The following is a 23,823-nucleotide window of genomic DNA, read 5'->3' on the forward strand; positions in this document are numbered from 1 at the left end:
GATTTTTGGTCCGATATGGCGAGAGATGCTACCCGATGCGATCCGCATCGCTGTCCGGCTCCAGCCGCACCGGCACCTGCAACTGCTCCACGAACCGCCGCGCCGCCAGCCCCAGCGGGCGCTCCTTGGACCACACCCAATCGACGAACAGCTGGGTGCCGTTGCTGATGTTGCACAGCGGGATGCGCAGCAGCGCGCCCGTTTGCAGCAGGGGCTCGGCGACGCTGAAGGGCAGCCACCCCCAGCCCAGGCCGGCCGAGATCAGCGACAGGGCCGCCAGGTGGCTGTCCGTGCGCCACAGCTGGTGCGAGAACACGAAGCGCGGATCGGTATGGGCCAGGTCGCGGCTGGCCAGCAGGATCTGGCGCGCGCCGGCCAGCTGGCCCACGTCCAGGCGCTGCTGCCCGTCCACGCCCAGTTGCCGGGCCAGCGGATGCCTGGCCGCCATCACGGCGACCATGGTTTCCTGGCCCATCTCCTGGAAATCCTCGCGCCCGTCGATGGCCGGGCGCTCGAAGACCAGGGCCAGATGTGCGCGGCCCGAGTGCAGTTCCTTGAGCGCATCGACCTGGGCGGCCACCAGCACTTCCACCTCCAGACCCGGGAATTCCTCGACCAGCGGCTGCAGCGGCGCGGCCCAGGCCGTGGACAGCAGTTCGGGCGCGATCACCAGGGTCAGCCGCTCCTCCAGTCCCTGGTGCAGGGCCAGCGCCTGGTGGTTGAGCTGCTGCAGCTGGGCGGCCAGCAGCCGGGCCTGGGGTTCGAGTGCGCGTGCCGCCGCCGTGGGCCGGGGCTCGCGGCCGCTGCGGTCGAACAACTGCAGGTCCAGCTCGGCCTCCAGCTGGGCGATGGCCATGCTCACGGCCGAGGGCACGCGGCCCAGCTGGCGCGCGGCGGCGGAAAACGAGCCGTGGTCCAGCACGGCAATGAACAGCGGCACCTGGTCGGCTGGAAAGGACATGGTGGGGACCTGTCAGATTTATTGAAAGAATCTGACTTTAACGTTCAATTGTCGGCATATAGACTGCGCTCCCTATGACCTTGCAGACACACAAAAAGGGCCTCCAGGGGCCCAAGCGCAAAGTGGTCTTCGTGACCCTGTATGAATTGATCGCCATCCTCGCCTCCAGCCTGCTGTTCATGGCCATCGGCCAGAGCGCCGGGCATTCTGGCGGCATGGCGATTGCCGCCTCCACGCTGGCCATCGTCTGGAACCTGACCTTCAACCACCTGTTCGAGCAGTGGGAGTCGCGCCAGAGCGTCAAGGGCCGCTCGGTGCTGCGCCGCGTGGTGCACGCCCTGGGCTTCGAGGGCGGGCTGGCCATGGTGCTGATCCCGCTGATGGCCTGGTGGTTCGGCGTCACGCTGTGGGAGGCCACGGTGATGGAGGCCGGCCTGCTGGTCTTCTTCCTGGTCTACACCTATGTCTTCAACTGGTGCTTCGACCATGTGTTCGGCCTGCCGGCCTCGGCCTCGGCATCCGCTGCGGTGGCACCCCGCGCTCAGGGCGAGCCGGCCTGCAGCAGCTGACCGGCCACGGCGGCGGCGGCCGTGCGGGTCTCCACGCCGAGTTTCTCGAAGATGTGCTCCAGGTGCTTGTTGACCGTGCGCGGGCTCATGCCCAGGATGTCGGCGATGTCGCGGTTGGTCTTGCCCTTGCTCAGCCATGACAGCACCTCGGTCTCGCGCGGGGTGAGCGCCACCTGCTGCAGCCGGCGCGCGGCGGGCGCCTGCGGCGCCTCGTGGCTGAGCAGCACCATCGACTCCCCCAGGCCGCTGGCACCCATGTGGCGCGCCAGCAACTGGCGGCCATCGGCCAGGGCCAGCGCCAGATCCTGGTGACCGGCCTGGTCCGGCTGGTGGGCACCGGCCAGCCAGTCCCCGGCCGCCTCCATGGGGAAGGGCTGGTCCGCAAAGGCCTCCTCCAGCCAGCGCGCTGCCTGGGGAGAGCGCCAGGCCACGCGGCCCTGGCCATCGAGCACCACCACCCCCAGCCCCGCCACGTCCACGGCCTCCTGCGCCTGGCGCGTGGCGCGGGCGTTGCGCACATGGGTGGCCAGGCGCACCAGCACCTCGGGGATGCGCAGCGGCTTGACCACGTAGTCCACGCCGCCGCTGGCAAAGCCGCGGATGATCTGGTCCGTGTCCGACAGGCCGGTCATGAAGACCACGGGCACGTGGGCCCAGGCCGGCGTGTCCTTGAGCCGGCGGCACAGCGTGAAGCCGTCCATGCCGGGCATGACGGCGTCCAGCAGCACGCCGTCGGGCACGGTGAGGGCGAAGCGCTGCAGGGCCTCGTCGGCGTCGCGGGCGGCGAGCACCACGTAGCCTTCGGCGGCCAGCGCGTCGCACAGCATGCGCAGGCTGTCCAGCGCGTCGTCCACCACGAGGATCACATGGGCGCTGTTGCCATGGCTGCTGCGGCTGTTGGCGGTGGTGGTGGCGGTCATTTCCTGCCCTCCTGGATGTTCATTCATCTGTCTCCTCCTGTTCCTGTTCGTCTTCTTCCCGGGGCTGCGGCAGCAGGCGCGCCAGCGCATCGAAGTCGAAGCGGTCGGCGCAGGCCTGCAACGCATCGAGCAGCGCGGCGTGGCCCGATGCGCCGCCCGCCTGCTGGCGCGCCTGGCGCAGGCGCTCGCGCAGGGCCGTGGCCTGGCCCGAGCGCGCCAGCCGGGCCAGGTCTTCGCGCAGGTCGGGCGGGAAGGGGGCGGCTGCCGGCGCCTGCGCTGCCTTTGCCTCTGCCTGCTCCGCGCGCGGCGCCGGCAGCAGCAACGGGCGGTTGTCATGCACCCATTCGATCCGCAGCACGCGCTCGAGCACCTGCAGCAGCTCGGACTCGATCACCGGCTTGGCGACAAAGCCCTGGCAATGCGCATCGGCCAGGCGCGGCGGGTCGTTGTCGAACAGGTTGGCCGAGACGAAGACCACGGGAAGCTGCTGCGCATCCCGGCGCGCGCGCAGCAGGGCGGCGGTCTGCCAGCCGTCCAGGTCGTCCATGCTGATGTCCAGCAGCACCAGGTCGGGCGGGATTTGCTCCACGATCTCCAGGCACTCGCGGCCGCTGGCGGCCTCGCGGATCTCGAAGCCCAGCGGCAGCAGCAGGCCGGCCAGCAGCTGGCGCTGCAGCGGCTGGTCGTCCACCACCAGCAGGGTGCGCCGGGGCGGCAGATAGCCGATGACGGTGTGCAGCGTGGCGGCGGCGCCGGGGGGCACCCAGGACGCGTCGGGCGCCATCTCGGGCAGGTACAGGCGCACGGTGAAGCAGCTGCCCTCGCCGGGCGTGCTGCTCAGGGTGAGCTGCCCGCCCATCAGCTCGGTCAGCAGGTGGGTGATGGTCAGCCCCAGGCCCGTGCCCGCCTCGCTGATGCGCCGGCCCGCGCTGCCGCGCTCGAAGGGCACGAAGATGCGCTCCATGTCCTGCGGTTCGATCCCGATGCCGGTATCGATGACCTCGATGCGCGAGACATGGGGCCGGAAATCCATGCGCAGCCGCACCTCGCCGCGCTGGGTGAAGCGCACGGCGTTGGACAGCAGGTTGATCAGGATCTGGCGCAGCCGCTTGGCGTCGGCACGCACCCAGCGCGGCATGGTGCCCAGCGTCTCGACCGAGAACTGCAGCCCCCTGGCCTGGGCCTGGGGCCGCATCATGGCCTCGATGCCGTCGATCAGCGCGGGCAGGGGCAGGGGGGCGAGGTCCAGGCGCAGGCGGCCGGCCTCGATGCTGGCCAGCTCCAGCGATTCGTCGATCAGCGCGCGCAGGTGCTGGCCGCTGTGCTGCATGGTGGACAGGGTCTCGCGCACCCAGCCATCGACCTGCGGGCTCTTGAGCAGGATCTGCGTATAGCCCAGCAGGCTGTTGAGCGGCGAGCGCAGCTCGTGCGTCATGCCGGCCACATAGCGGGTCTTGGCCTGGCTGGCCTGCTCGGCATGGTCCTTGGCGGCCTGCAGCTCGGCATCGGTGCGCTTGTGGGCGGCGATCTCCTGCAGCAGCAGCTGGTTCTGGCGCTCGGACTCGTCCTGGGCCATGCGCCGGCTGTCCGTGCTCAGCACCACCCACCAGGCGGCCACGGCGCACAGCAGGGCCAGCAGCGCGAAGACCTTGAGGAAGGGGATGCGCAGCGCGCCGCCATCGACGCTGCCTGCCTGCAGGCTTTCCTGCATGTAGACCACGCCCACCATGAAGGCCGTCACCGCGCACAGCGACAGCATCACCACCAGGTACTGGCCCGCGCGGAAGTTCACCTTGGTGGCCCAGCGCGGCGGCAGCATGGCCGAGGCCAGCGCGCGCAGCTGCTCGCCCGCGCGCGAGCCGGTCTTGCAGCGGTCATGGCAGCGCGACTCCAGCGAGCAGCACAGCGAGCAGATGGGCGCGCCGTAGGCCGGGCAGCGCGCCATGTCCTCGGACTCGAACTGGTTCTGGCAGACGGCGCAGCGCACCGTCTCGCCGGGCTTCCACAGATTGCCTGCGGGCCGTGCCAGGTAGTAGCGCCCGCCCGTCAGCCAGGCCAGCAGCGGCGACAGCACCATGGACAGCGCCAGCGCGATGAAGGGCGAGAACGCGGCCGCCGTCTCGCCCAGCAGGCCCGCATAGGCGCAGCAGGCCACGGCGGCGGCCAGCAGCATGGCGACGGGTCCCACGGGATTGAAGTCGTACAGATGGGCGCGGCGGAATTCGATGCCCGGCGGGCTCAGCCCCAGCGGCTTGTTGATGACCAGGTCGGCCACCAGCGCGCCCACCCAGGCGATGGCCACGTTGCTGTAGATGGTCAGCACCTTCTCCAGCGCGCCGAACACGCCCAGCGTCATCAGCAAGGTGGCGATGACCACGTTGAACACCATCCAGACCACGCGCCCCGGATGGCTGCGCGTGATGCGCGCGAAGAAGTTGGACCAGGCAAGCGACCCCGCGTAGGCATTGGTCACGTTGATCTTGACCTGCGAGATGACCACGAAGACCACGGTCACCGCCACGGCCAGCCCCGGCAGGCCCAGGGCCTGCAGCACCTGCTGGAAGCCTGCCAGGAACATCTGCGTGGGCTCGGCCGCGCGCGTGGCGTCCACCCCCTGCAGCTGCATGGCCGCGAACGCGAGAAAGGCGCCGCCCGCCATCTTGAGCATGCCCATCACGGCCCAGCCCGGGCCGGCCACCAGCACCGCGCCCCACCAGCGCAGTCGGTTGGCCTGGGTGCGCGGCGGCAGAAAGCGCAGGAAGTCCACCTGCTCGCCGATCTGCACCACCAGCGCGAAGATCACGGCTGCCGCCGCGCCGAACATCAGCGGATCGAACTGGCTGCTGCCCGAGCGCAGGCCGGTGAGGCTGGCGAAGTCGCGGTACAGCTGGGGCTGGGCCAGCGCCATCCACACGAAGGGCAGCACCAGCAGGAACAGCCACAGCGGCTGCGTCCAGGCCTGCAGGCGCGAGATCAGCGTGATGCCGCGCATGGCCAGCGGCAGCACCACCAGGGCCGACAGCGCATAGCACCACTGCAGCGGCCAGTCCACCACCAGCTGCAGGGCCAGCGCCATGATGGCCGCCTCCAGCGCGAAGAAGATGAAGGTGAAGACGGCGTAGATCAGCGAGGTGATGGTCGAGCCCAGGTAGCCGAAGCCCGCGCCGCGCGTCAGCAGGTCCATGTCCAGCCCGTAGCGTGCGGCGCAGACGGCGATGGGCAGCCCCGTCAGGAAGATCACCAGCCCCACGGTGACGATGGCCCACATGGCGTTGGCGAAGCCGTAGTTCAGCGCAATGGCGCCGCCGATGGCCTCCAGCGCCAGGAAGGACAGCGAGCCGAAGGCCGTGTTGGCCACACGGAACTCGCTCCAGCGCCGGAAGCTGCGCGGCGTGTAGCGCAGCGCGTAGTCCTCCATGGTCTCGTCGGCCACCCAGGCGTTGTACTCGCGCCGGAACCGGAAGATGGTCTGCGGCGCGGCTGCGGTGCCGGTAGGGCTGTCGGGCGGGGGGGCGGAGTGCATTCCCAGGTCTAGCAAGAAACGTGCGGGGCCAATGCTGGCGCGGCTTGCAAGAGGGGTAGCCGGGGTGCGTACGCAGGTGGCTACGTCAATTGACGTATGGGCGGCGGCAAGGGTTCTTCCTAATCTTGGACCCAGCGCGGAAACAAGCCGTAACCGCAACGCCAGTTTTCAGCCACTTGCAGATCACCCAACCGATCCTTACAGGAGAGTCACCATGAGCCACCCCTCCGACCCCCGCACACCTGGTTCCCCCGGCACGGAAATGGGCCGCCGCCGCGTCCTGCAGGCGCTTGGCGCCGCCTCGGTGGCCGGGCTGCCGGCCTGGTCCTTCGCCCAGGCCACCGCCCAGGTCAACACCACCAAGCTGGCCGTCACCGACACCGAAGTCGTCGTGGGCCAGCTGCACTCGGCCACGGGCACCATGGCGATCTCCGAGACCGGCTCCATCCAGGCCGAGCAACTGGCCATCGACCAGATCAACGCCATGGGCGGCATCCTGGGCCGCAAGATCCGCGTGATCAAGGAAGACGGCGCCTCCGACTGGCCCACCTTCGCCGAGAAGTCCAAGAAACTGCTCATCAACGACCGCTGCGCCGCCGTCTTCGGCTGCTGGACCAGCGCCTCGCGCAAGGCCGTGCTGCCCGTGTTCGAGAAGGAAAACGGCCTGCTGTACTACCCCACCTTCTACGAAGGCCTGGAGCAGTCCAAGAACGTGATCTACACGGGCCAGGAAGCCACGCAGCAGATCCTGTACAGCCTGGACTGGGCCAAGGCCGAGAAAAAGGCCAAGACCTTCTTCCTGATCGGCTCGGACTACATCTGGCCGCGCACCTCGATGAAGATCGCGCGCAAGCACATCGAGAACTTCCAGAAGGGCAAGGTTGTCGGCGAGGAGTACTACCCGCTGGGCAGCACCAACTTCGGCTCGCTGGTCAACAAGATCAAGCTGCAAAAGCCGGACTGCATCTTCGTGGCCGTGGTGGGCGGCTCCAACGTGGCCTTCTACAAGGCGCTCAAGGCAGCGGGCATCACGGGTGACAAGCAACTGCTGGTCACGCTGTCGGTGACCGAGGACGAGATGACCGGCGTGGGCGGCGAGAACTTCACGGGCTTCTACTCCTCGATGAAGTACTTCCAGACGCTGGACAACGAGAACAACAAGAAGTTCGTGGCCGCCTTCAAGGCCAAGTACGGCCCCAACGCCGTCATCGGCGACGTCACCCAGGCCGGCTACCTGGGCCCCTGGCTGTGGAAGGCCGCCGTGGAAAAGGCCAAGAGCTTCGACGTGGACAAGGTGGTGGCCGCATCGCCGGGGCTGGAACTCAAGACCGCGCCCGAAGGCTACGTGAAGGTGGACGCCAACCACCACCTGTGGAGCAAGTCGCGCATTGCCGTGGGGCAGCCGGACGGCACGTTCAAGGTGGTCTCGGAGTCGCCTGAACTCATCAAACCCGATCCCTTCCCCAAGGGTTACCAGTAAGCCCTGATCCGTTCAGGCAGGTGATGCGCGGCGGCCTGCGGCCTGGTGGGCGGGCTGCCGCGTGAATCGTTTCCCCCTCTCCCGATTGGCTTGCGCGCAGGAGCAGCACCATGAGTTTTTCCGACATGATGAACATCGGCCTGATGCAGGGCTTCGCGGGGCTGAGCCTGTTCGCCGTGCTGCTGCTGATGGGCCTGGGCCTGGCCATCATCTTTGGCCAGATGGGCGTGATCAACATGGCGCATGGCGAGTTCATGACCATCGGCGCCTACACCATCTACCTGGGCTCCACGCTCACGGCGCAGCACGCGCCCGAGTTCATGCCCTACTACTTCCCGCTGGCCATCGTGGCCGCCTTCCTGTTCGCCTTCGCGGCCGGCTGGCTGGTGGAGTGGGGGCTGATCCGCCACCTCTACAAGCGCCCGCTGGACACGCTGCTGGCCACCTGGGGCGTGAGCCTGGCGCTGCAGCAGTGCTTTCGCACCTTCATCGGACCCAAGGAAGTCAGCCCCACCCTGCCTGACTGGCTGATGGGCTCGTGGGCGCCGGCCGAGGGGCTGGACATTCCCATCAACGGCCTGTTCGTGCTGGCGCTGACCATGGCCGTCACGGCCGGCGTGCTGATCGCGCTGCACAAAAGCCGCTGGGGCCTGCGCGTGCGCGCCACGGTCAGCAACCGCGTGATGGCCAACGCCATCGGCATCGACACCAAGAAGACCGACCGCCTGACCTTTGCCATCGGCTGCGGCATCGCGGGCGTGGCGGGCGCGGCCTTCACCACCATCGGCTCCACCGGCCCCACCTCGGGCTCGCTGTACATCGTGGACGCCTTCCTGGTGGTCACCTTCGGCGGCGCGGCCAGCCTGCTGGGCACCGTGGTCTCGGCCTTCGGCATTGCACAGACGCAGTCCATCACCGAGTTCTTCCTCGCGGGCTCCATGGCCAAGGTGATCACGCTGTCGCTGATCGTCTTCATCCTGATGCTGCGTCCCCAGGGCCTGTTCGCGTCCAAGGTGCGGCGCTGATCCCGGCGCCGGCCCTGTCCACGAATTTCCCCGCGTTCCCCCGATTTCCCCTGAGTTCACCGGAGTCATTCCATGCAAGCCCTCAAAGCCTGGATACAGCGCTACCAGCTCGCCAGCCTGGTGCTGCTCACCGTCCTGCTGGCGGTGGTGCTGCCCCTGGCGCTGGACATCTTCCGCCTCAACCTGGTCGGCAAGTACCTGACCTATGCCTTCGTCGCCATCGGCCTGGTCATGGTCTGGGGCTATGGCGGCGTGCTCAGCCTGGGCCAGGGCGTGTTCTTCGGCCTGGGCGGCTACGCCATGGCCATGTTCCTGAAGCTGGAGGCGTCCGACCCCATCAGCACCAAGATCCAGTCCACGCCCGGCATCCCCGACTTCATGGACTGGAACCAGCTGACCGAGCTGCCCTCGTTCTGGCTGCCCTTCAAGAGCCTGCCGTTCTCGCTGGCCGCCGTCATCGCCGTGCCCACGCTGCTGGCCTGGCTCATCAGCTTCGCCATGTTCAAGCGCCGCGTGGGCGGGGTGTACTTCGCCATCATCACGCAGGCCGTGGCGCTGATCGTCACCGTGCTCATCATCGGCCAGCAGGGCTACACGGGCGGCGTCAACGGCATGACCGACCTCAAGACCCTGTGGGGCTGGGACACGCGCACGGACAGCGCCAAGTACATCCTCTACTACGTCTGCGTGGCCCTGCTGATCGGCGCCATCGTGCTGTGCCGCTGGATTCAGACGGGCAAGGTGGGCACCCTGCTGCTGGCCATGCGCGACAAGGAAGACCGCGTGCGCTTTTCCGGCTACGACGTGGCCAACTTCAAGGTCTTCGTGTTCTGCCTGGCCGCTGCGCTGTCGGGCGTGGGCGGCGCGCTGTTCACGCTGCAGGTGGGCTTCATGTCGCCCAGCTTCGTGGGCATCGTGCCCTCCATCGAGATGGTCATCTACGCCGCCGTGGGCGGGCGCATGAGCCTGGTGGGCGCCGTGTACGGCACGCTGCTGGTCAACGCGGGCAAGACCTATTTCTCGGAGAGCTTCCCGGACCTGTGGCTGTTCCTCATGGCGGGCCTGTTCATCGGCGTGACCATGGCCTTCCCGATGGGGCTGGCCGGGCTGTGGGAAAGCCGCATCGTTCCCTGGTGGAACAGCCGCCGCAAGGGCGCGGCACCGGCCGCAGCGCCTGCCGCAGCGCAGGGAGCCCAGGCAGCACCTGCCCAGGCCCCGGCCGCCACCAAGTCCACGTCCGCCCTGTCCGAAGGCATGGGCCGCCAGGGCGCCTGAACCACAGCGGGAGCACACCATGAGCAATACCGACTTCACGCTGGCCGTGGAAGACCTGACGGTCTCCTTCGACGGCTTCAAGGCCATCGACGCGCTGAACCTGTACATCGACAGGAACGAGCTGCGCGTCATCATCGGCCCCAACGGCGCGGGCAAGACCACGCTGCTGGACCTGATCTGCGGCAAGACCCGCGCCACGGCCGGCAGCATCAAGTTCAAGAACGAGGAACTCACGCGCATGGCCGAGCACAAGCGCGTGCGCCTGGGGATCGGGCGCAAGTTCCAGACGCCGTCCATCTACGAGAACCTGTCGGTCTTCCAGAACCTGGAGGTCTCCTACCCCGAAGGCCGCTCGGTCTTCGGCGCGCTGGCCTTCAAGTGCACGGAGGCGGTGCGCGATCGCGTGCAGGCCGTGGCCGCCGACATCGGCCTGGACGAGCGCCTGGACACCGAGGCCGGCCTGCTCAGCCACGGCCAGAAGCAGTGGCTGGAGATCGGCATGCTGCTCATGCAGGAGCCCGAGCTGCTGATGCTGGACGAGCCCATCGCCGGCATGAGCGCCCGCGAGCGCGAGCTGACGGCCGAGCTGCTGCAGCGCATCTGCAAGAACCGCTCCGTCATCGTCATCGAGCACGACATGGAGTTCGTGGCGCGCATCGCGCACAAGGTCACCGTCATGCACCAGGGAAAGATCCTCGCCGAGGGCCCCATGGACAAGGTGCAGGCCGACCCCAAGGTCATCGACGTCTACCTCGGCCACTGAGGCACGCACAAGGAATTCACATGCTGCAAGTCAAGGATCTGTACGTGGCCTATGGCCAGAGCGAGGCGCTGCACGGCATCAGCTTCGAGGGCCGCGAGAACGAAACCGTGGCCATCATGGGCCGCAACGGCATGGGCAAGACCACGCTGTTCAAAAGCCTGATGGGCGTCATGCCCGCCAAGAGCGGCCAGATCACCGTGGCCGGCCAGGACGTCACGAAGGACGAGAGCTTCCGGCGCGTGGCCAAGGGCATTGCCTACGTGCCCCAGGGCCGCATGATCTTCCCCACGCTGACCGTGGAAGAGAATATACAGACGGGCCTGGAGAACGCGAAGACGCGCCAGGTGCCCGACGACATCTACGCCCTGTTCCCCGTGCTCTGGGACATGCGCCGGCGCAAGGGCGGCAACCTCTCGGGCGGGCAGCAGCAGCAGCTGGCCATTGCGCGCGCGCTGGTCACCGACCCCAAGGTGCTGCTGCTGGACGAGCCCACCGAGGGCATACAGCCTTCCATCATCAAGGACATCGCCAAGGCGCTCAACGAGATCCGCAAGCTGCGCCGCATCACCATCGTGGTCAGCGAGCAGGTGCTTTCCTTCGCCATGGATGTGGCCGACCGGCTGTTCGTCATCGAGGGCGGGCGCCTGGTCCATGAGACGGCCAGAGCAGATACCGACGAGCAGCGCATCAAGTCCTACCTCTCCGTCTGATCCGTTTTTTCCCACTGCCATCGCAAGGAGCACACCATGGCCGAAACCCTGATCAAGGTCGATCTCAACCAGTCCCCCTACGACAACCCGCAGGTGCACAACCGCTGGCATCCCGACATCCCCATGGCGGTCTGGGTGGAGCCGGGCGCGGAGTTCAAGCTGGAGACCTATGACTGGACCGGCGGCGCCATCAAGAACGACGACAGCGCCGAAGACGTGCGCGACGTGGACCTGTCCACCGTCCACTTCCTGTCCGGCCCCGTGGGCGTCAAGGGCGCCGAGCCCGGCGACCTGCTGGTGGTGGACCTGCTGGACATCGGCGCGCGCGACGACAGCCTCTGGGGCTTCAACGGCTTTTTCTCCAAGCAAAATGGCGGCGGCTTCCTGGACGAGCATTTCCCGCTGGCCCAGAAGTCCATCTGGGACTTCCACGGCATGTTCACCAAGAGCCGCCACATCCCCGGCGTCAACTTCGCAGGCCTCATCCACCCGGGCCTGATCGGCTGCCTGCCCGACCCCAAGATGCTGGCCAGCTGGAACGAGCGCGAGACCGGCCTCATCGCCACCGACCCCGACCGCATCCCCGGCCTGGCCAACCCGCCCAACGCCACCACCGCCCACATGGGCCAGATGCAGGGCGAGGCGCGCGACAAGGCCGCCGCCGAAGGCGCGCGCACCGTGCCGCCGCGCGAGCATGGCGGCAACTGCGACATCAAGGACCTCTCGCGCGGCTCGCGCGTGTTCTTCCCCGTCTACGTGGACGGCGCGGGCCTGAGCGTGGGCGACCTGCACTTCAGCCAGGGCGATGGCGAAATCACCTTCTGCGGCGCCATCGAGATGGCGGGCTGGGTGCACATGAAGGTTTCGCTGATCAAGGGCGGCATGGCCAAGTACGGCATCAAGAACCCCATCTTCAAGCCCAGCCCCATGACGCCCAACTACAAGGACTACCTGATCTTCGAAGGCATCTCGGTGGACGAAAAGGGCAAGCAGCACTACCTGGACGTGACCGTGGCCTACCGCCAGGCCTGCCTGAACGCCATCGAGTACCTGAAGAAATTCGGCTACAGCGGTGCCCAGGCCTACTCGCTGCTGGGCACGGCGCCCGTGCAGGGCCACATCAGCGGCGTGGTGGACGTGCCCAATGCCTGCGCCACGCTGTGGCTGCCCACGGAGATCTTCGACTTCGACATCAATCCCACGGCCGAGGGACCACAGAAGATCATCACGGGCGGGGTGGACCTGCCCATCGCCCAGGACAAGTAAGCCCGGCATACGACACCCGCCATCCACCATCCGCCAGAGGCCGCCCATGCCCACCTATGACTACCACTGCGCCGCATGCGGCGGCTTCGACGCGCTGCGCAGCCTCTCGCAGCGCAACGAGCCCGCGCCCTGCCCCATCTGCGAGGCGGCCTCGCCCCGCGTCTTCGTCAGCGCGCCGCGCCTGGCCTGCACCAGCCCCGAGCAGCGCCGCGCCCACGACACCAACGAGCGCGCCCGGCACGAGCCCAGGCGCTCACGCGATGTGGCCGAGGGCAGCTACGCGCGCATGCGCCACCCCTCGGGCTGCGGCTGCTGCAGCGGCGCCAGCAAGCGCGGCTCCACGGTCACGGCGCCCAACGGCGCCAAGACCTTCCCGACCAAGCGGCCCTGGATGATCAGCCACTGACCGCGGCCCCTGCGCCGCACCGATGCAAAAAAGGCCCGCGACGCGGGCCTTTGTCCTGCCTGGCCGTACCGCTCAGTGCACGGCGCCGATGAAGCCGGCCAGCTCCGGCGTCTGCGGGCTGGCGAACAGCTGCTTGGCCGGGCCGCTTTCGTGTATCAGGCCCTGGTGCATGAACACCAGCTGGTCGCCCACGTCGCGGGCAAAGCGCATCTCGTGCGTGACCATGATCAGCGTCATGCCCTCGGCGGCGAGCTGCTTGACCACGGCCAGCACCTCGTTGACCAGCTCCGGGTCCAGGGCCGAGGTGATCTCGTCGCACAGCAGCACCTTGGGCTGCATGGCCAGCGCGCGTGCAATGGCCACGCGCTGCTGCTGGCCGCCGCTGAGCTGGTCGGGGTAGCTGTCGTACTTGTCGCCCAGGCCGACCTTGGCCAGCATCTGGCGCGCCAGCGCCGCCGCCTCGGGCTTTTTCACGCCCTTGACCACGGTGGGCGACAGGGCCACGTTCTCGCCCGCCGTCAGGTGGGGGAACAGGTTGAACTGCTGGAAGACCATGCCCACGTTCAGGCGCAGCGCGCGCAACTGGGCGGGCGAGGGCGCGCTGCCCTCCGAGCCCTTGAGCACGGCGTCGTCCACCACGATCTGGCCGGACTGGATGGCCTCCAGCCCGTTGATGGAGCGCAGCAGCGTGCTCTTGCCCGAGCCGCTGCGGCCGATGATGGCGACCACCTGGCCGCTGTCCACGCTCAGGTCCACGCCCTTGAGCACATGGTTGTTGCCGTAATGCTTGTGAACGGCGCGCACATCAACGAGCGGCATAGAGTTTCTTCTCCAGATGGGATGCGTAGAGGGACAGGGGCCAGCACAGCAGGAAGTAGCCTGCGGCGACCAGGCCGTAGATGAGGAAGGGCTGGAAGGTGGCGTTGGCCAGCATGGAGCCGAGCTTGGTCAGCTCGCTGAAGCCGATGATCGAGGCCACGGCCGTGCCCTTGATGATCTGCACCGAGAAGCCGACCGTGGGCGCTATCGACAGGCGCAGCGCCTGCGGCAGCACCACATGGCGCATCTGCTGCAGGTAGCCCATGGCCAGGCTGGACGAGGCTTCCCACTGGCCGCGGGGGATAGCCTCCACGCAGCCGCGCCAGACCTCGGCCAGGTAGGCGCTGGTGTACAGCGTCAGGCCGATGGCGGCCGCCGTCCAGGGCGAGATGTCCAGGCCGGCCATGGACGAGCCGAAGAAAACGATGAACATCTGCATCAGCAGCGGCGTGTTCTGGAAGGCCTGGATATAGGCCTTGGCCAGGCGGCGCAGGTTCAGGCTGCGGCCCACGCGGGCGAACAGCACCAGCAATCCGGTGGCGCCGCCCAGCACGAAGGCCAGCAGCGACAGCGCCAGCGTGGCCAGCAGGCCCTCGGCCAGCTTGGCCAGGATGGGCAGCAGGGGAATGTCGGCAATCATGCGGCGTCTCCGGCAGTGGTTGCAGGTGCAGCGGGTGCAGCGGGCCTGGCTGCACGCGGCGTGCGGCGGCCCACCACGAAGCGCTGGCCTATCCAGGCCAGCAACTGGCGCAGTGCCAGGGCCAGCACGAAGTACGCCGCCGTCACCACCAGGTAGGTCTCGAACGCACGGAAGTTGCGCGACTGGATGAAGTTGGCCGCAAACGTCAGGTCCTGGGCCGCGATCTGCGAGACCACCGAGGTGCCCAGCATCACGATCACGATCTGGCTGCTCAGCGAGGGCCAGACCCGCTGCAGCGCAGGGCGCAGCACCACATGGCGGAAGACCGCCCAGCGGCCCATGCCCAGCGCGCCAGCGGCTTCCAGCTGGCCGCGCGGCGTCTCCTGGATGCCGGCGCGCACGATCTCGGTGATGTAGGCGCCCAGGTTGATCACCGTGGTCAGCAGGCAGGCCTGCCATTCGTTGATCTGCACGCCCAGCGAAGGCAGGCCGAAGAACACGAACATCAGCTGCACCAGGAAGGGCGTGTTGCGTATGCCCTCCACGTACACCTTGAACAGCCAGTGCAGCGGCGCAATGCGCCAGGCGCGGCTGACCCCGCCGGCCACGCCGATGGCGCCGCCCAGCACGGCGCCCGCCGCCGTCAGCGCCAGCGTGAAGCCTGCGCCCTGTGCCAGCAGGCCGCTGTAGTCGAACACGGCGCCGAAGTCGAATTGATAGGCCATGGAAGGATTTCCGGGAACAGGGGCGCAGCGGTTACAGGGTGGCGGGCAGCGGCATCTTCATCCAGCGCTGGGACAGGCTGGTCAGGCGGCCGTCGGCCTTGAGCTTGGTGATGATGGCGTCCACCTTCTGCAGCAGCGCCGGCTCGCCCTTGGCCACGCCGATGTAGCAGGGCGTGTCCTCGACCGCGAACTTCACGTCCAGCTGGCGCAGCCTGGTGCGCTCGTTGACGGCGTTGGCCACGATGTTGCCCAGCGTCACCAGCTGCACCTGGCCCGTCAGATAGCTTTGCGCGGTGGCGTTGTTGTCCTCGTAGCGCTTGATGGTGGCCGAGGCCGGCGCCACCTGCGTGAGGGCCAGGTCCTCGGTGGAGCCGCGCGTCACGCCCACGGTCTTGCCGGCCAGGTCGGCAGGGGCCTTGATGCTCATGTCCTTGGGGCCGTAGACGCTCTTGGGGAAGGGCGCATAGGCCTGGGTGAAGTCGATCACCTTGGCGCGCTCGGCGTTCTTGCCCAGGCTGGAGATGACGATGTCGGCCTTGCCCGTGGTCAGGAAGGGGATGCGGTTGGTGCTGGTCACGGGCACCAGCTCCACCTTCACGCCCAGCTCCTGGGCCACCAGGGCCGCCATGTCGATGTCATAGCCCTGCAGCTTCAGGTCGGTGCCCAGCGAGCCGAAGGGCGGGAAGTCCTGCGGAATCGCCACGCGCAGCACGCCGGCCTTCTGGATATTGGCCAGCATGTCGGCATGGGCGGCGCCGCCCAGGCCGGCAGCGGCCAGGGTGGCGGCCGCCAGGGCGGTGCGGATGAATGCGCGGCGGGGTGTCAGGGGGGAAGTCATGCGAAAGCTCCTTCGGAAGGTGGGATGAGGCGAAAGGAAAGCGGGTCAGGGTCGGGCGCAGATGTATCGGGCGCAGATGCGTCGGGCGCCGTTGCATCGAGTGCCGTCGCGTCGGGCGCCGCCGCGTCGTCCGGCGTGTCGAGATCGATGCCGCTGCGCCTGGCGGCCGACAGCAGGTGGGCGCGCATGGCGCCCGCGGCACCCGGCGCATCGCCTGCGCAGACGGCCTGCACGATGGCGTCGTGCTCGCGCACCGGCTGGTCGTCGGCACCGCTCCAGGCAAAGGGCAGGCGCAGGCTGTGGCTGATGGCCAGCTCCAGCTGGCGCGCCATGGCCACCAGGCCCGGGTTGCCCGACAGCTGGGCCAGCAGCAGGTGGAACTGCAGATCGGCGTCGGCGGCGGCCAGCAGGTCGCTGCGGTCCAGGGCGTGGGCCAGCTGGGACTGGGTCCATTGCAGCTGGCGCAGGCCGCTGTCGTCGGCGCGCACGGCCGCCAGCGCGGCCCAGCCCGGCTCCAGCACCAGGCGCAGCTCGATCAGCTGGCGCGGCGACAGCGTGCCCAGCGCCGGGGTGGCATAGGCGCGGTGCATGCGTGCACGGCCGCTGTGCGGGCCGTTGATGCGCACGCCCTTGCCCGGCTGGATCTCGACCAGGCCCAGGGCCTCCAGCATGGACAGCGCCTCGCGCAGCGAAGCGCGGCTGATGCCCAGCTGCCGGGCCAGCTCGCGCTGCGGCGGCAGCTGGCTGCCGCCGGGATAGTGGCCGCTCAGGATGTGCTGCTGCAGCGTCTGGGCCATCGAGATCGGAATGCTTTGCATGGGCTGGCGCGGGTGGAGGGTTTTGGCCTGACTGGTCAGACCACGTGCCCAGCAGATAGCGAATTGCGTGCCAGATGCAACAAAAGGAGCGTTGTCCTCAGGCGCTGCAAAGAAACCGGGGCGATGGGGTATCCACAATCCGCCCCGAAGGCGGCGCCAGGGGCTCGCGCTGCCGCGCTTTGGTGCAGTGCCGCATGGCTTTGTGCAGGCCTGCCCCGAATGCGGGCGTAAAACCCGCACTGCAGGCCGCCGCCAGCCGCCGTAGAATCCCGGGCTTTGGCCCGAGGAGCGTTGCAGCGCGGCACCCGCCCATCCGTACACCGGATCGCGTGCCGCGTCAGGCTTGGGCCAGGTGCAGGTTCCCGGCCGGACCGCGCCCACGGTGCCAACGACGCTCACCTGTTGCCATGCCGTTTTTGCAGGTGAGCTTGATGTCGTCCTCTTTCACTCCCCCTCCCATGAAGCTGTCCGGACTGGAGCCGGTGACCATCGGCGAGGGCACGCTGTTCGTCAACGTGGGCGAGCGCACCAACGTCACGGGTTCCAAGGCCTTTGCGCGCATGATCCTCAACGAGCAGTACGAGGAAGCGCTGTCCGTGGCGCGCCAGCAGGTGGAAAACGGCGCCCAGGTCATCGACGTGAACATGGACGAGGCCATGCTCGACAGCAAGGCCGCCATGGTGCGCTTCCTGAACCTCATCGCCTCCGAGCCCGACATCGCCAAGGTGCCGGTCATGGTGGACAGCTCCAAGTGGGAGGTCATCGAGGCCGGCCTGCGCTGCCTGCAGGGCAAGGGCATCGTCAACTCCATCTCCATGAAGGAAGGCCTGGATGAATTCAAGCGCCAGGCCCGGCTGATCAAGCGCTACGGCGCGGCCGCCGTGGTCATGGCCTTCGACGAGAAGGGCCAGGCCGACACCTACCAGCGCAAGATCGAGATCTGCGAGCGCGCCTACCGCATCCTGGTGGACGAGGTGGGCTTCCCGCCCGAGGACATCGTCTTCGACCCCAACATCTTCGCCGTGGCCACCGGCATCGAGGAACACGACAACTACGCCGTGGACTTCATCGAGGCCGTGCGCTGGATCAAGCAGAACCTGCCCGGCGCCAAGGTCTCGGGCGGCGTCTCCAACGTGAGCTTCAGCTTCCGCGGCAACGACCCCGTGCGCGAGGCCATCCACACCGTGTTCCTTTACCACGCCATCTCGGCGGGCATGGACATGGGCATCGTCAACGCCGGCATGGTCGGCGTCTATGACGACCTGGAGCCCGAGCTGCGCGAGCGCGTGGAAGACGTGGTGCTCAACCGCCGCCCTGACGCTGCGGAACGCCTGCTGGAGATTGCCGACGCCGCCAAGGGCGCCGCCAAGGACGACAGCAAGAAGCTCGAATGGCGCGGCACGCCCGAGAACCCGAAGACCGTGGGCGAGCGCCTGTCGCACGCCCTGGTGCACGGCATCACCGACTTCATCGTCGTCGACACCGAAGAGGCCTACCAGCAGATCGTGGTGCAGGGCGGCGGCCGCCCGCTGCACGTGATCGAAGGTCCGCTCATGGACGGCATGAACATCGTGGGCGACCTGTTCGGCGCCGGCAAGATGTTCCTGCCCCAGGTGGTCAAGTCGGCGCGCGTGATGAAGCAGGCCGTGGCCCACCTCGTGCCCTACATCGAAGAGGAAAAGCGCCAGCAGGAAGCGGCGGGCCTGGACGTGTCCAGCAAGGGCAAGATCGTCATCGCCACCGTCAAGGGCGACGTGCACGACATCGGCAAGAACATTGTCACCGTGGTCCTGCAGTGCAACAACTTCGAGGTCATCAACATGGGCGTGATGGTGCCCTGCCACGAGATCCTGGCCAAGGCCAAGGCCGAGGGCGCGGACATCATCGGCCTGTCGGGCCTGATCACGCCCAGCCTCGAAGAGATGCAATACGTCGCCGGCGAGATGCACAAGGACGACTACTTCCGCATCAAGAAGATTCCGCTGCTGATCGGCGGCGCCACCTGCTCGCGCGTGCACACCGCCGTCAAGATCGCGCCCAAGTACGAAGGCCCCGTGGTCTACGTGCCCGATGCCTCGCGCAGCGTCAGCGTGGCCCAGAGCCTGCTGGGCGAGAACAAGGGCAACTACCTGGCCGAGATCCAGGCCGACTACGACAAGGTCCGCACCCAGCACGCCAACAAGAAGAAGACGCCGCTGTGGCCGCTGGACAAGGCCCGCGCCAACGCCACGCCCGTGGACTTTTCCCAGGCCCCCGTGGCGCCGCGCGCCCTGGGCCGGCGCGTGTTCCGCAACTTCGACCTGGCCGAGATCGCCGAATACATCGACTGGGGCCCGTTCTTCCAGACCTGGGACCTGGCCGGCCCCTACCCGGCCATCCTCGACGACGAGATCGTGGGCGTGCAGGCCCGCCAGGTGCTGGCCGACGGCCAGGCCATGCTCAAGAAAATCATCGAAGGCCGCTGGCTGCAGGCCAACGGCGCCATCGGCCTGTTCCCTGCCAACCGCGTGGGCGATGACATCGAGTTCTACGCCGACGAGTCCCGCAGCCAGGTGCTGATGACCTGGTACGGCATGCGCCAGCAAACCGAAAAGCAGATGGTGGAAGGCCCGGATGGCCAGCCCGTGATGCGCCCCAGCCGCTGCCTGTCCGACTTCGTGGCCACCAAGGAATCGGGCATCCAGGACTACGCGGGCCTGTTCGCCGTCACGGCCGGCATCGGCGCCGAGAAGAAGGACAAGGAGTTCCAGGACGCGCTGGACGACTACTCCGGCATCATGTTCAAGGCCCTGGCCGACCGCCTGGCCGAGGCCTTCGCCGAATGCCTGCACCAGCGTGTGCGCAAGGACCTGTGGGGCTATGCGCCCGACGAGAACCTCAGCAACGAAGCGCTGATCAAGGAACAGTACAAGGGCGTGCGCCCCGCGCCCGGCTACCCGGCCTGCCCCGACCACAGCGCCAAGACCGACCTGTTCGCCGTGCTCAAGGCCGACGAGATCGGCATGACGCTGACCGAAAGCCTGGCCATGAACCCGGCCTCCAGCGTCAGCGGCTTCTACATCGGCCACCCCGACTCCGTCTACTTCAACGTCGGCGAGATCGGCGAGGACCAACTGGCCGACATGGCCGCGCGCCGGGGCATGGACATCGAGGAACTGCGCCGGTTGCTGGCGCCGAATCTGGGGTGAGAACGTTTGTCCGCGCGGACTGGTGCCGCGCGTTGCAAGAAAAAAGCCAGGGCGTGCCCTGGCTTTTTTATGGACGCCGCCGCAGCGGCATTCAGCGCTCGATCAGAGCCCGATTTCCTTATTGTACGCCTTGCGCGCCGCAACGGCCGTGTCCGTGAAGTCGGTGAACACGCCGTCGATGCCCAGGCGGTAGTAGGCCAGGTATTCCTGCACGGGGTCGCCCTTGTACAGGCCGGCGAGGCGGCCCGGCTCGTTGCGGAAGGTGAAGCTGTGCACGATCAGGCCGGCCTTGTGGGCGTCGCGGATCAGGCCCGTGTCCTTGACGGTGTTCACGTCCTTGAGGCCGACGCCGTCCTTGTAGGGCACGACGGAGTGGGCCAGGACCTGGGGCTTCCAGGGGCCGATGCCGTCGGCATAGGTCTTGATCTCGGCCAGGCCTGCGGGCGTGAGCATGGTGGCGAAGGTGCGCGCGTCGCCGGCCAGGGTCCAGCTGTAGGGGCGGCCGCTGATGAAGGTCCATTCATCGTTGGTGATGTAGACCATGGAGCCGTCGCGCAGATTGAAGTCGTTGCCGTCGATCAGCTGCACGCCCTTGGCCTTCATGCCGGCCTGGCGCAGGTACTTGAGGCTGGCCGGGTCGAAGCTCTGGATGTAGATGGGCGAATCCTTGGCGTTGAGCTTGTTCTGGTCCAGCAGCTTGATCACCGCGTCTTCAAACGGGCGCGAGCCGGGCGCGCCGCAGCCGTTGGCGATCGCCTGCTGGTTGTTCCAGTACGGGTTCTTGGTCTCGGCGTAGACGGGGATGGTGCGGCCCAGGGCCTTGCCCTTGGCGGCGGCGATGTCCAGCACGTCCTGGGCGCTGATCAGGGGCAGCTTGCCGTTCCACTCGGTGGGGCGCTCGCTGCGGTTGTCCAGGATCGTGCCGCCCAGCCAGGTGCGCAGCTCCTGCATCGTGAAGTCGCTGATGGACCAGTCGTTGCGGTGGTCCTCGCCATCGACCACCAGGGCCTTGAGCACGGACTTGGGATCGTTGGCATCGAGCTGGTCGCTCAGGTATTGCGAGGGGCCGTTGGCAGGCACGGCGGGGTACTTCACGTTGACCAGCACGCCGGCCGCAGTGCGCTGGCGGCGCGCCACTTCGGCATTGGTCTTGGCCACGTCGGCCACGTTGGTGCTGTCGCTGAGCCAGGCGTTGTGGCGGGCGACCAGCTGGCAGTCCTTCGTCATGTGCATGTCGAGTTCGAGCATGTCCGCGCCCGCGTCGGCGGCGGCCTCGTAGGCCATGCGTGTCTGCTCCGGGAACTTGCCCGAGAAGCCGCGGTGGGCGATCACCTGGGGCTGCTTTCCGTCGAGCGTGAGGTAGAACGAGCCGCCGTCGCCGCCGCAGGCCGTGAGGACTGCAGCCGCGCACAGGGACGCGAGCAGGGGAGTGCGGGAAAAGGACATAGGACGTTGGGTCATATCCGAAGCAGTGGTGGGTTGATGAACGGCGCGCAATGCGCCAGCTCAGCAGCGTATGCAGTCAGCCGTGTCGGCACCATGACAGTGCGCCCCGTAGGGCCCGGATTGGCGTTTTAGCGACGGTCGGTGGAAATTTGCCGACCCACCGACACAGGGTTATCCCCCGAACAGGGGCGCCAGCGTGGCACGCAGGCGGTCGCCGGCGTCGGGCGCCTCGCTCGGGCGGATCTCCAGCGAACGCTCCACCGTGCCGATGTGCTCCAGCAGCAGGGCCTTGGCGCCCTCGGTGTCGCCGCGCTCCAGGGCCTCGACGATGCGCTCGTGCTCGGCGCAGGACTGGCTGGCGCTGTGGGTGGACTGGAACAATGTGGCCGCCAGCGTGGTGCGCGCCGTGAGGTCGCGCAGGGTGAGCGCCAGCAGCCGGTGCCCCATCTGCTCGGCCAGGCAGACGTGGAAGTCGGCCAGCAGGAAGGCGCGCGTGGCGGCGTCGGCGCCCGCAATGGCCTCCTGCTCCTGGGCGATGTGGCGGCGCAGCTGGCCGATCACGCTTTGCAGGGGGCGCCCGGCCTCGCCCAGGATGCCGGTCTCGATGATGCGGCGCGCCGCGAAGGCGTCCTGCGCCTCCTCGGCCGAGGGCTGGACCACGTACCAGCCGCGCCGGGGCTGCACCTGCACGAAGCCGCGCGCCTGCAGCTGCATCAGCGCCTCGCGCACCATGGTGCGGCTGACCTCGAAGTTGTCGGCCAGTTCCTGCTCCCCCAGCCGTTCGCCGGGCGCCAGTTTCTGGGCCAGGATGGCTTCGACGACGCGCTCGGCGATGTGCTGGGGGCTTACAGGTGTCATTGCGTTGCAGGGTGGGCAGGAGTCACGGTTGCGGGGACGGCGGCGGCGCCGGAGGGCTCGGCGTCGGGCCCCTGATTGTCGGTCAGGCCGTCGAGCACCGCATGGGCGCGCTCGCGGTCGATGTCACCTTCCCAGGCCGCGATGGCCACCGTGGCCACGCAGTTGCCGATCAGGTTGCCCAGCGCGCGGGCAATGCCCATGAACCAGTCCACCGACAGCACCAGCACCAGGCCGATGGCGGGGATGGCCGGAATCGCATGCAGCGTGGCCGCCAGCACCACGATGGCCGAGCCCGGCACGCCGTGGGCGCCCTTGGAGGTCACCAGCGCAATCGCCAGGATGGTCAGCAGGTCGGCCATGCCGATGGGCGTGTTCGTGGCCTGGGCGATGAACACGGCCGCCAGCGTGATGTAGATGGAGAAGGCGTCCAGGTTGAACGAGTAGCCCGTGGGAATCACCAGGCCCACGGTGGAGTCGCGCACGCCCAGGTTGCGCAGCTTGGCCATGATCTGGGGCAGCACGCTGTCCGAGGAGGTGGTGGCGAAGACCACCATCAGCTCCTCGCGCAGGTAGCGCAGCAGCTTGATCAGGCTGAAGCCCGAAAAGCGCATCACCAGGCCCAGCACCACGAAGACGAAGAAGATCACCGCCACGTAGAACAGCAGCACCAGCATGCCCAGCTGCTTGAGCGAGCCTATGCCGTACTGGCCCACGGTGAAGGCGATGGCGCCCAGCACGCCCAGCGGCGCCAGCTTGATGAGGATGCCCATGATCTTGAACAGCACGTTCGACAGCGTGTCGATCAGCGCATGCACGGGCGCGCCGCGCTCGCCCAGCATGGTCAGCGCGCAGCCGAACAGCACGGCGAACAGCAGCACCTGCAGCACGTCGCCCGTGGCAAAGGCCTGCACCACGGTGGTGGGGATGAGCTTCATCAGGAAGTCCACCGTGCCGCCACTGGTCAGCTTGTCGGCGTTGCTGGCATAGGCGCTCATGGCCGAGGCGTCGAGCTTGCTCGGGTCCACGTTCATGCCCGCGCCGGGCTGGAACACGAAGGCCAGCACCAGGCCCAGCACCAGGGCGATGGTGGTCAGCACCTCGAAGTAGATCAGCGACTTGACGCCGACCCGGCCCACGCGCTTGAGGTCGCCCGCGCCCGCGATGCCGTGCACCACCACGCAGAACACCAGCACGGGAATGATCATCTTGATGAGCTTGATGAAGCCATCGCCCAGGGGCTTGAGTTTCACGGCCCATTCAGGGGCCAATATTCCGGCGAGCACACCCAGGATGAGTGCGATCACCACCTGTCCGAACAGTGATCTGGCAAAGCGGCGCATAGTCGTCTTTCGCAAGTTGTGGAATCTTGTATGCAAGTGGCTCTGCAACTTGCATGCAAGAATGTAGACAAGCGAAACGCGTGCCAGCAGAGGGTATTCCCTGCGGATTTGCGGCACTCCAGAGAAGTTCAGCCCTGACTTTTTCTGCATGAAATCGGCAGATGCGGGCGGGCCTCCCCGCCGTGGTGCAGGGCGGGGGCCGGCATGCCCGCGCATGGTGCGCGCGGCGTGCGGCAAGGCTGCGCAGGCCCCG

The 23,823-nt window shown here is 67.8% G+C and carries 20 protein-coding genes and 1 riboswitch; of the genes, 9 read left to right on the forward strand and 11 right to left on the reverse strand.

Annotation, left to right across the window (positions count from 1 at the left end; translation table 11 throughout):
* Positions 1–28 precede the first annotated feature (28 nt).
* Complete coding sequence (locus GRX31_RS01370) at positions 29–961, reverse strand: LysR family transcriptional regulator (RefSeq protein ID WP_160851178.1); 933 nt, start codon at positions 959–961, stop codon at positions 29–31.
* Positions 962–1,035: 74 nt separating this feature from the next.
* Here GRX31_RS01370 and GRX31_RS01375 point away from each other — a divergent pair, with 74 nt between their 5' ends.
* Positions 1,036–1,530 (forward strand): PACE efflux transporter, encoded by a 495-nt coding sequence (locus GRX31_RS01375; protein WP_016452173.1) that lies wholly within the window; start codon positions 1,036–1,038, stop codon positions 1,528–1,530.
* Here GRX31_RS01375 and GRX31_RS01380 read toward each other — a convergent pair.
* Both GRX31_RS01380 and GRX31_RS01385 read right to left on the reverse strand, forming a co-directional pair.
* Positions 1,503–2,450 carry a response regulator transcription factor gene (locus GRX31_RS01380; protein WP_017404948.1) on the reverse strand — a complete coding sequence of 316 codons (948 nt, stop codon included), beginning with the start codon at positions 2,448–2,450 and terminating at the stop codon, positions 1,503–1,505. The genes GRX31_RS01375 and GRX31_RS01380 overlap by 28 nt on opposite strands.
* A 19-nt stretch (positions 2,451–2,469) precedes the next feature.
* Positions 2,470–5,973 (reverse strand): hybrid sensor histidine kinase/response regulator, encoded by a 3,504-nt coding sequence (locus tag GRX31_RS01385; RefSeq protein WP_160851180.1) that lies wholly within the window; start codon positions 5,971–5,973, stop codon positions 2,470–2,472.
* Positions 5,974–6,187: 214 nt separating this feature from the next.
* Here GRX31_RS01385 and urtA point away from each other — a divergent pair, with 214 nt between their 5' ends.
* The 7 genes from urtA to GRX31_RS01420 all read left to right on the forward strand — a co-directional run bounded on the left by urtA (position 6,188) and on the right by GRX31_RS01420 (position 12,898).
* Positions 6,188–7,453 carry an urea ABC transporter substrate-binding protein gene (gene urtA, locus GRX31_RS01390; protein ID WP_016450225.1) on the forward strand — a complete coding sequence of 422 codons (1,266 nt, stop codon included), beginning with the start codon at positions 6,188–6,190 and terminating at the stop codon, positions 7,451–7,453.
* A 110-nt stretch (positions 7,454–7,563) separates the two neighbouring features.
* Positions 7,564–8,478, forward strand: coding sequence for an urea ABC transporter permease subunit UrtB (urtB, locus tag GRX31_RS01395; RefSeq protein WP_043789397.1), 915 nt, complete (start codon positions 7,564–7,566; stop codon positions 8,476–8,478).
* Between the two features lie 72 nt (positions 8,479–8,550).
* Complete coding sequence (gene urtC, locus GRX31_RS01400) at positions 8,551–9,753, forward strand: urea ABC transporter permease subunit UrtC (protein WP_160851183.1); 1,203 nt, start codon at positions 8,551–8,553, stop codon at positions 9,751–9,753.
* A gap of 19 nt (positions 9,754–9,772) precedes the next feature.
* Entirely contained in the window at positions 9,773–10,516 is a 744-nt protein-coding gene (gene urtD, locus GRX31_RS01405) for an urea ABC transporter ATP-binding protein UrtD (RefSeq protein WP_016450222.1), read from the forward strand.
* Between the two features lie 20 nt (positions 10,517–10,536).
* Complete coding sequence (urtE, locus tag GRX31_RS01410; protein ID WP_012202163.1) at positions 10,537–11,226, forward strand: urea ABC transporter ATP-binding subunit UrtE; 690 nt, start codon at positions 10,537–10,539, stop codon at positions 11,224–11,226.
* Between the two features lie 36 nt (positions 11,227–11,262).
* Positions 11,263–12,492, forward strand: coding sequence for a formamidase (fmdA, locus tag GRX31_RS01415; RefSeq protein WP_012202164.1), 1,230 nt, complete (start codon positions 11,263–11,265; stop codon positions 12,490–12,492).
* A 46-nt stretch (positions 12,493–12,538) separates the two neighbouring features.
* Positions 12,539–12,898, forward strand: a complete 360-nt coding sequence (locus GRX31_RS01420) for an FmdB family zinc ribbon protein (protein ID WP_016452169.1) — start codon at positions 12,539–12,541, stop codon at positions 12,896–12,898.
* A 72-nt stretch (positions 12,899–12,970) separates the two neighbouring features.
* Here the strand turns inward: GRX31_RS01420 and GRX31_RS01425 are convergent, their stop codons facing one another.
* Genes GRX31_RS01425 through GRX31_RS01445 form a run of 5 tightly spaced genes read right to left on the reverse strand, consistent with a single transcriptional unit; the run spans position 12,971 to position 16,738 of the window.
* On the reverse strand, positions 12,971–13,717 hold the full coding sequence (locus GRX31_RS01425) for an amino acid ABC transporter ATP-binding protein (protein WP_016448706.1): 747 nt from the start codon (positions 13,715–13,717) through the stop codon (positions 12,971–12,973).
* Entirely contained in the window at positions 13,704–14,357 is a 654-nt protein-coding gene (locus tag GRX31_RS01430) for an amino acid ABC transporter permease (RefSeq protein WP_016448705.1), read from the reverse strand. The genes GRX31_RS01425 and GRX31_RS01430 overlap by 14 nt, the downstream gene beginning before the upstream one ends.
* Positions 14,354–15,082 (reverse strand): amino acid ABC transporter permease, encoded by a 729-nt coding sequence (locus GRX31_RS01435; RefSeq protein WP_016448704.1) that lies wholly within the window; start codon positions 15,080–15,082, stop codon positions 14,354–14,356. The genes GRX31_RS01430 and GRX31_RS01435 overlap by 4 nt, the downstream gene beginning before the upstream one ends.
* Before the next feature lie 31 nt (positions 15,083–15,113).
* Positions 15,114–15,920 carry a transporter substrate-binding domain-containing protein gene (locus tag GRX31_RS01440; RefSeq protein ID WP_016452167.1) on the reverse strand — a complete coding sequence of 269 codons (807 nt, stop codon included), beginning with the start codon at positions 15,918–15,920 and terminating at the stop codon, positions 15,114–15,116.
* Positions 15,917–16,738, reverse strand: a complete 822-nt coding sequence (locus GRX31_RS01445; protein WP_160851185.1) for a FadR/GntR family transcriptional regulator — start codon at positions 16,736–16,738, stop codon at positions 15,917–15,919. The genes GRX31_RS01440 and GRX31_RS01445 overlap by 4 nt, the downstream gene beginning before the upstream one ends.
* 277 nt (positions 16,739–17,015) lie before the next feature.
* A riboswitch (S-adenosyl-L-homocysteine riboswitch) is annotated at positions 17,016–17,142 on the forward strand.
* Positions 17,143–17,169: 27 nt separating this feature from the next.
* Here GRX31_RS01445 and metH point away from each other — a divergent pair.
* The gene (gene metH, locus GRX31_RS01450; protein WP_237426597.1) at positions 17,170–19,926 is read left to right on the forward strand and encodes a methionine synthase; all 2,757 of its coding nucleotides are present in this window, start codon (positions 17,170–17,172) and stop codon (positions 19,924–19,926) included.
* Positions 19,927–20,028: 102 nt separating this feature from the next.
* Here metH and GRX31_RS01455 read toward each other — a convergent pair whose 3' ends face one another.
* From GRX31_RS01455 to GRX31_RS01465, 3 genes are all read right to left on the reverse strand, one after another.
* Entirely contained in the window at positions 20,029–21,372 is a 1,344-nt protein-coding gene (locus GRX31_RS01455) for a glycerophosphodiester phosphodiesterase family protein (protein ID WP_160851187.1), read from the reverse strand.
* A gap of 171 nt (positions 21,373–21,543) precedes the next feature.
* On the reverse strand, positions 21,544–22,230 hold the full coding sequence (locus tag GRX31_RS01460) for a GntR family transcriptional regulator (RefSeq protein WP_016448699.1): 687 nt from the start codon (positions 22,228–22,230) through the stop codon (positions 21,544–21,546).
* Entirely contained in the window at positions 22,227–23,570 is a 1,344-nt protein-coding gene (locus GRX31_RS01465) for a C4-dicarboxylate transporter DctA (protein ID WP_160851270.1), read from the reverse strand. Before GRX31_RS01465 ends, GRX31_RS01460 begins: the two co-directional genes overlap by 4 nt.
* Positions 23,571–23,823 lie beyond the last annotated feature (253 nt).

This window comes from Delftia sp. CH05 (assembly GCF_009827015.1).
GTDB classification, from domain to species: domain Bacteria; phylum Pseudomonadota; class Gammaproteobacteria; order Burkholderiales; family Burkholderiaceae_C; genus Comamonas; species Comamonas tsuruhatensis.

Excerpts from the sequence above, each read along its gene's own strand:
- GRX31_RS01460 (WP_016448699.1), bottom strand. The coding sequence starts at position 22,230 with ATGACACCTGTAAGCCCCCAGCACATCGCCGAGCGCGTCGTCGAAGCC.
- GRX31_RS01370 (WP_160851178.1), bottom strand. The coding sequence starts at position 961 with ATGTCCTTTCCAGCCGACCAGGTGCCGCTGTTCATTGCCGTGCTGGAC.
- GRX31_RS01420 (WP_016452169.1), top strand. The coding sequence starts at position 12,539 with ATGCCCACCTATGACTACCACTGCGCCGCATGCGGCGGCTTCGACGCG.
- GRX31_RS01435 (WP_016448704.1), bottom strand. The coding sequence starts at position 15,082 with ATGGCCTATCAATTCGACTTCGGCGCCGTGTTCGACTACAGCGGCCTG.
- GRX31_RS01375 (WP_016452173.1), top strand. The coding sequence starts at position 1,036 with ATGACCTTGCAGACACACAAAAAGGGCCTCCAGGGGCCCAAGCGCAAA.
- urtB (WP_043789397.1), top strand. The coding sequence starts at position 7,564 with ATGAGTTTTTCCGACATGATGAACATCGGCCTGATGCAGGGCTTCGCG.
- GRX31_RS01455 (WP_160851187.1), bottom strand. The coding sequence starts at position 21,372 with ATGTCCTTTTCCCGCACTCCCCTGCTCGCGTCCCTGTGCGCGGCTGCA.
- GRX31_RS01380 (WP_017404948.1), bottom strand. The coding sequence starts at position 2,450 with ATGACCGCCACCACCACCGCCAACAGCCGCAGCAGCCATGGCAACAGC.
- urtC (WP_160851183.1), top strand. The coding sequence starts at position 8,551 with ATGCAAGCCCTCAAAGCCTGGATACAGCGCTACCAGCTCGCCAGCCTG.
- GRX31_RS01425 (WP_016448706.1), bottom strand. The coding sequence starts at position 13,717 with ATGCCGCTCGTTGATGTGCGCGCCGTTCACAAGCATTACGGCAACAAC.
- GRX31_RS01445 (WP_160851185.1), bottom strand. The coding sequence starts at position 16,738 with ATGCAAAGCATTCCGATCTCGATGGCCCAGACGCTGCAGCAGCACATC.
- urtE (WP_012202163.1), top strand. The coding sequence starts at position 10,537 with ATGCTGCAAGTCAAGGATCTGTACGTGGCCTATGGCCAGAGCGAGGCG.
- GRX31_RS01385 (WP_160851180.1), bottom strand. The coding sequence starts at position 5,973 with ATGCACTCCGCCCCCCCGCCCGACAGCCCTACCGGCACCGCAGCCGCG.
- urtD (WP_016450222.1), top strand. The coding sequence starts at position 9,773 with ATGAGCAATACCGACTTCACGCTGGCCGTGGAAGACCTGACGGTCTCC.
- GRX31_RS01465 (WP_160851270.1), bottom strand. The coding sequence starts at position 23,570 with ATGCGCCGCTTTGCCAGATCACTGTTCGGACAGGTGGTGATCGCACTC.
- urtA (WP_016450225.1), top strand. The coding sequence starts at position 6,188 with ATGAGCCACCCCTCCGACCCCCGCACACCTGGTTCCCCCGGCACGGAA.
- GRX31_RS01430 (WP_016448705.1), bottom strand. The coding sequence starts at position 14,357 with ATGATTGCCGACATTCCCCTGCTGCCCATCCTGGCCAAGCTGGCCGAG.
- metH (WP_237426597.1), top strand. The coding sequence starts at position 17,170 with ATGTCGTCCTCTTTCACTCCCCCTCCCATGAAGCTGTCCGGACTGGAG.
- GRX31_RS01440 (WP_016452167.1), bottom strand. The coding sequence starts at position 15,920 with ATGACTTCCCCCCTGACACCCCGCCGCGCATTCATCCGCACCGCCCTG.
- fmdA (WP_012202164.1), top strand. The coding sequence starts at position 11,263 with ATGGCCGAAACCCTGATCAAGGTCGATCTCAACCAGTCCCCCTACGAC.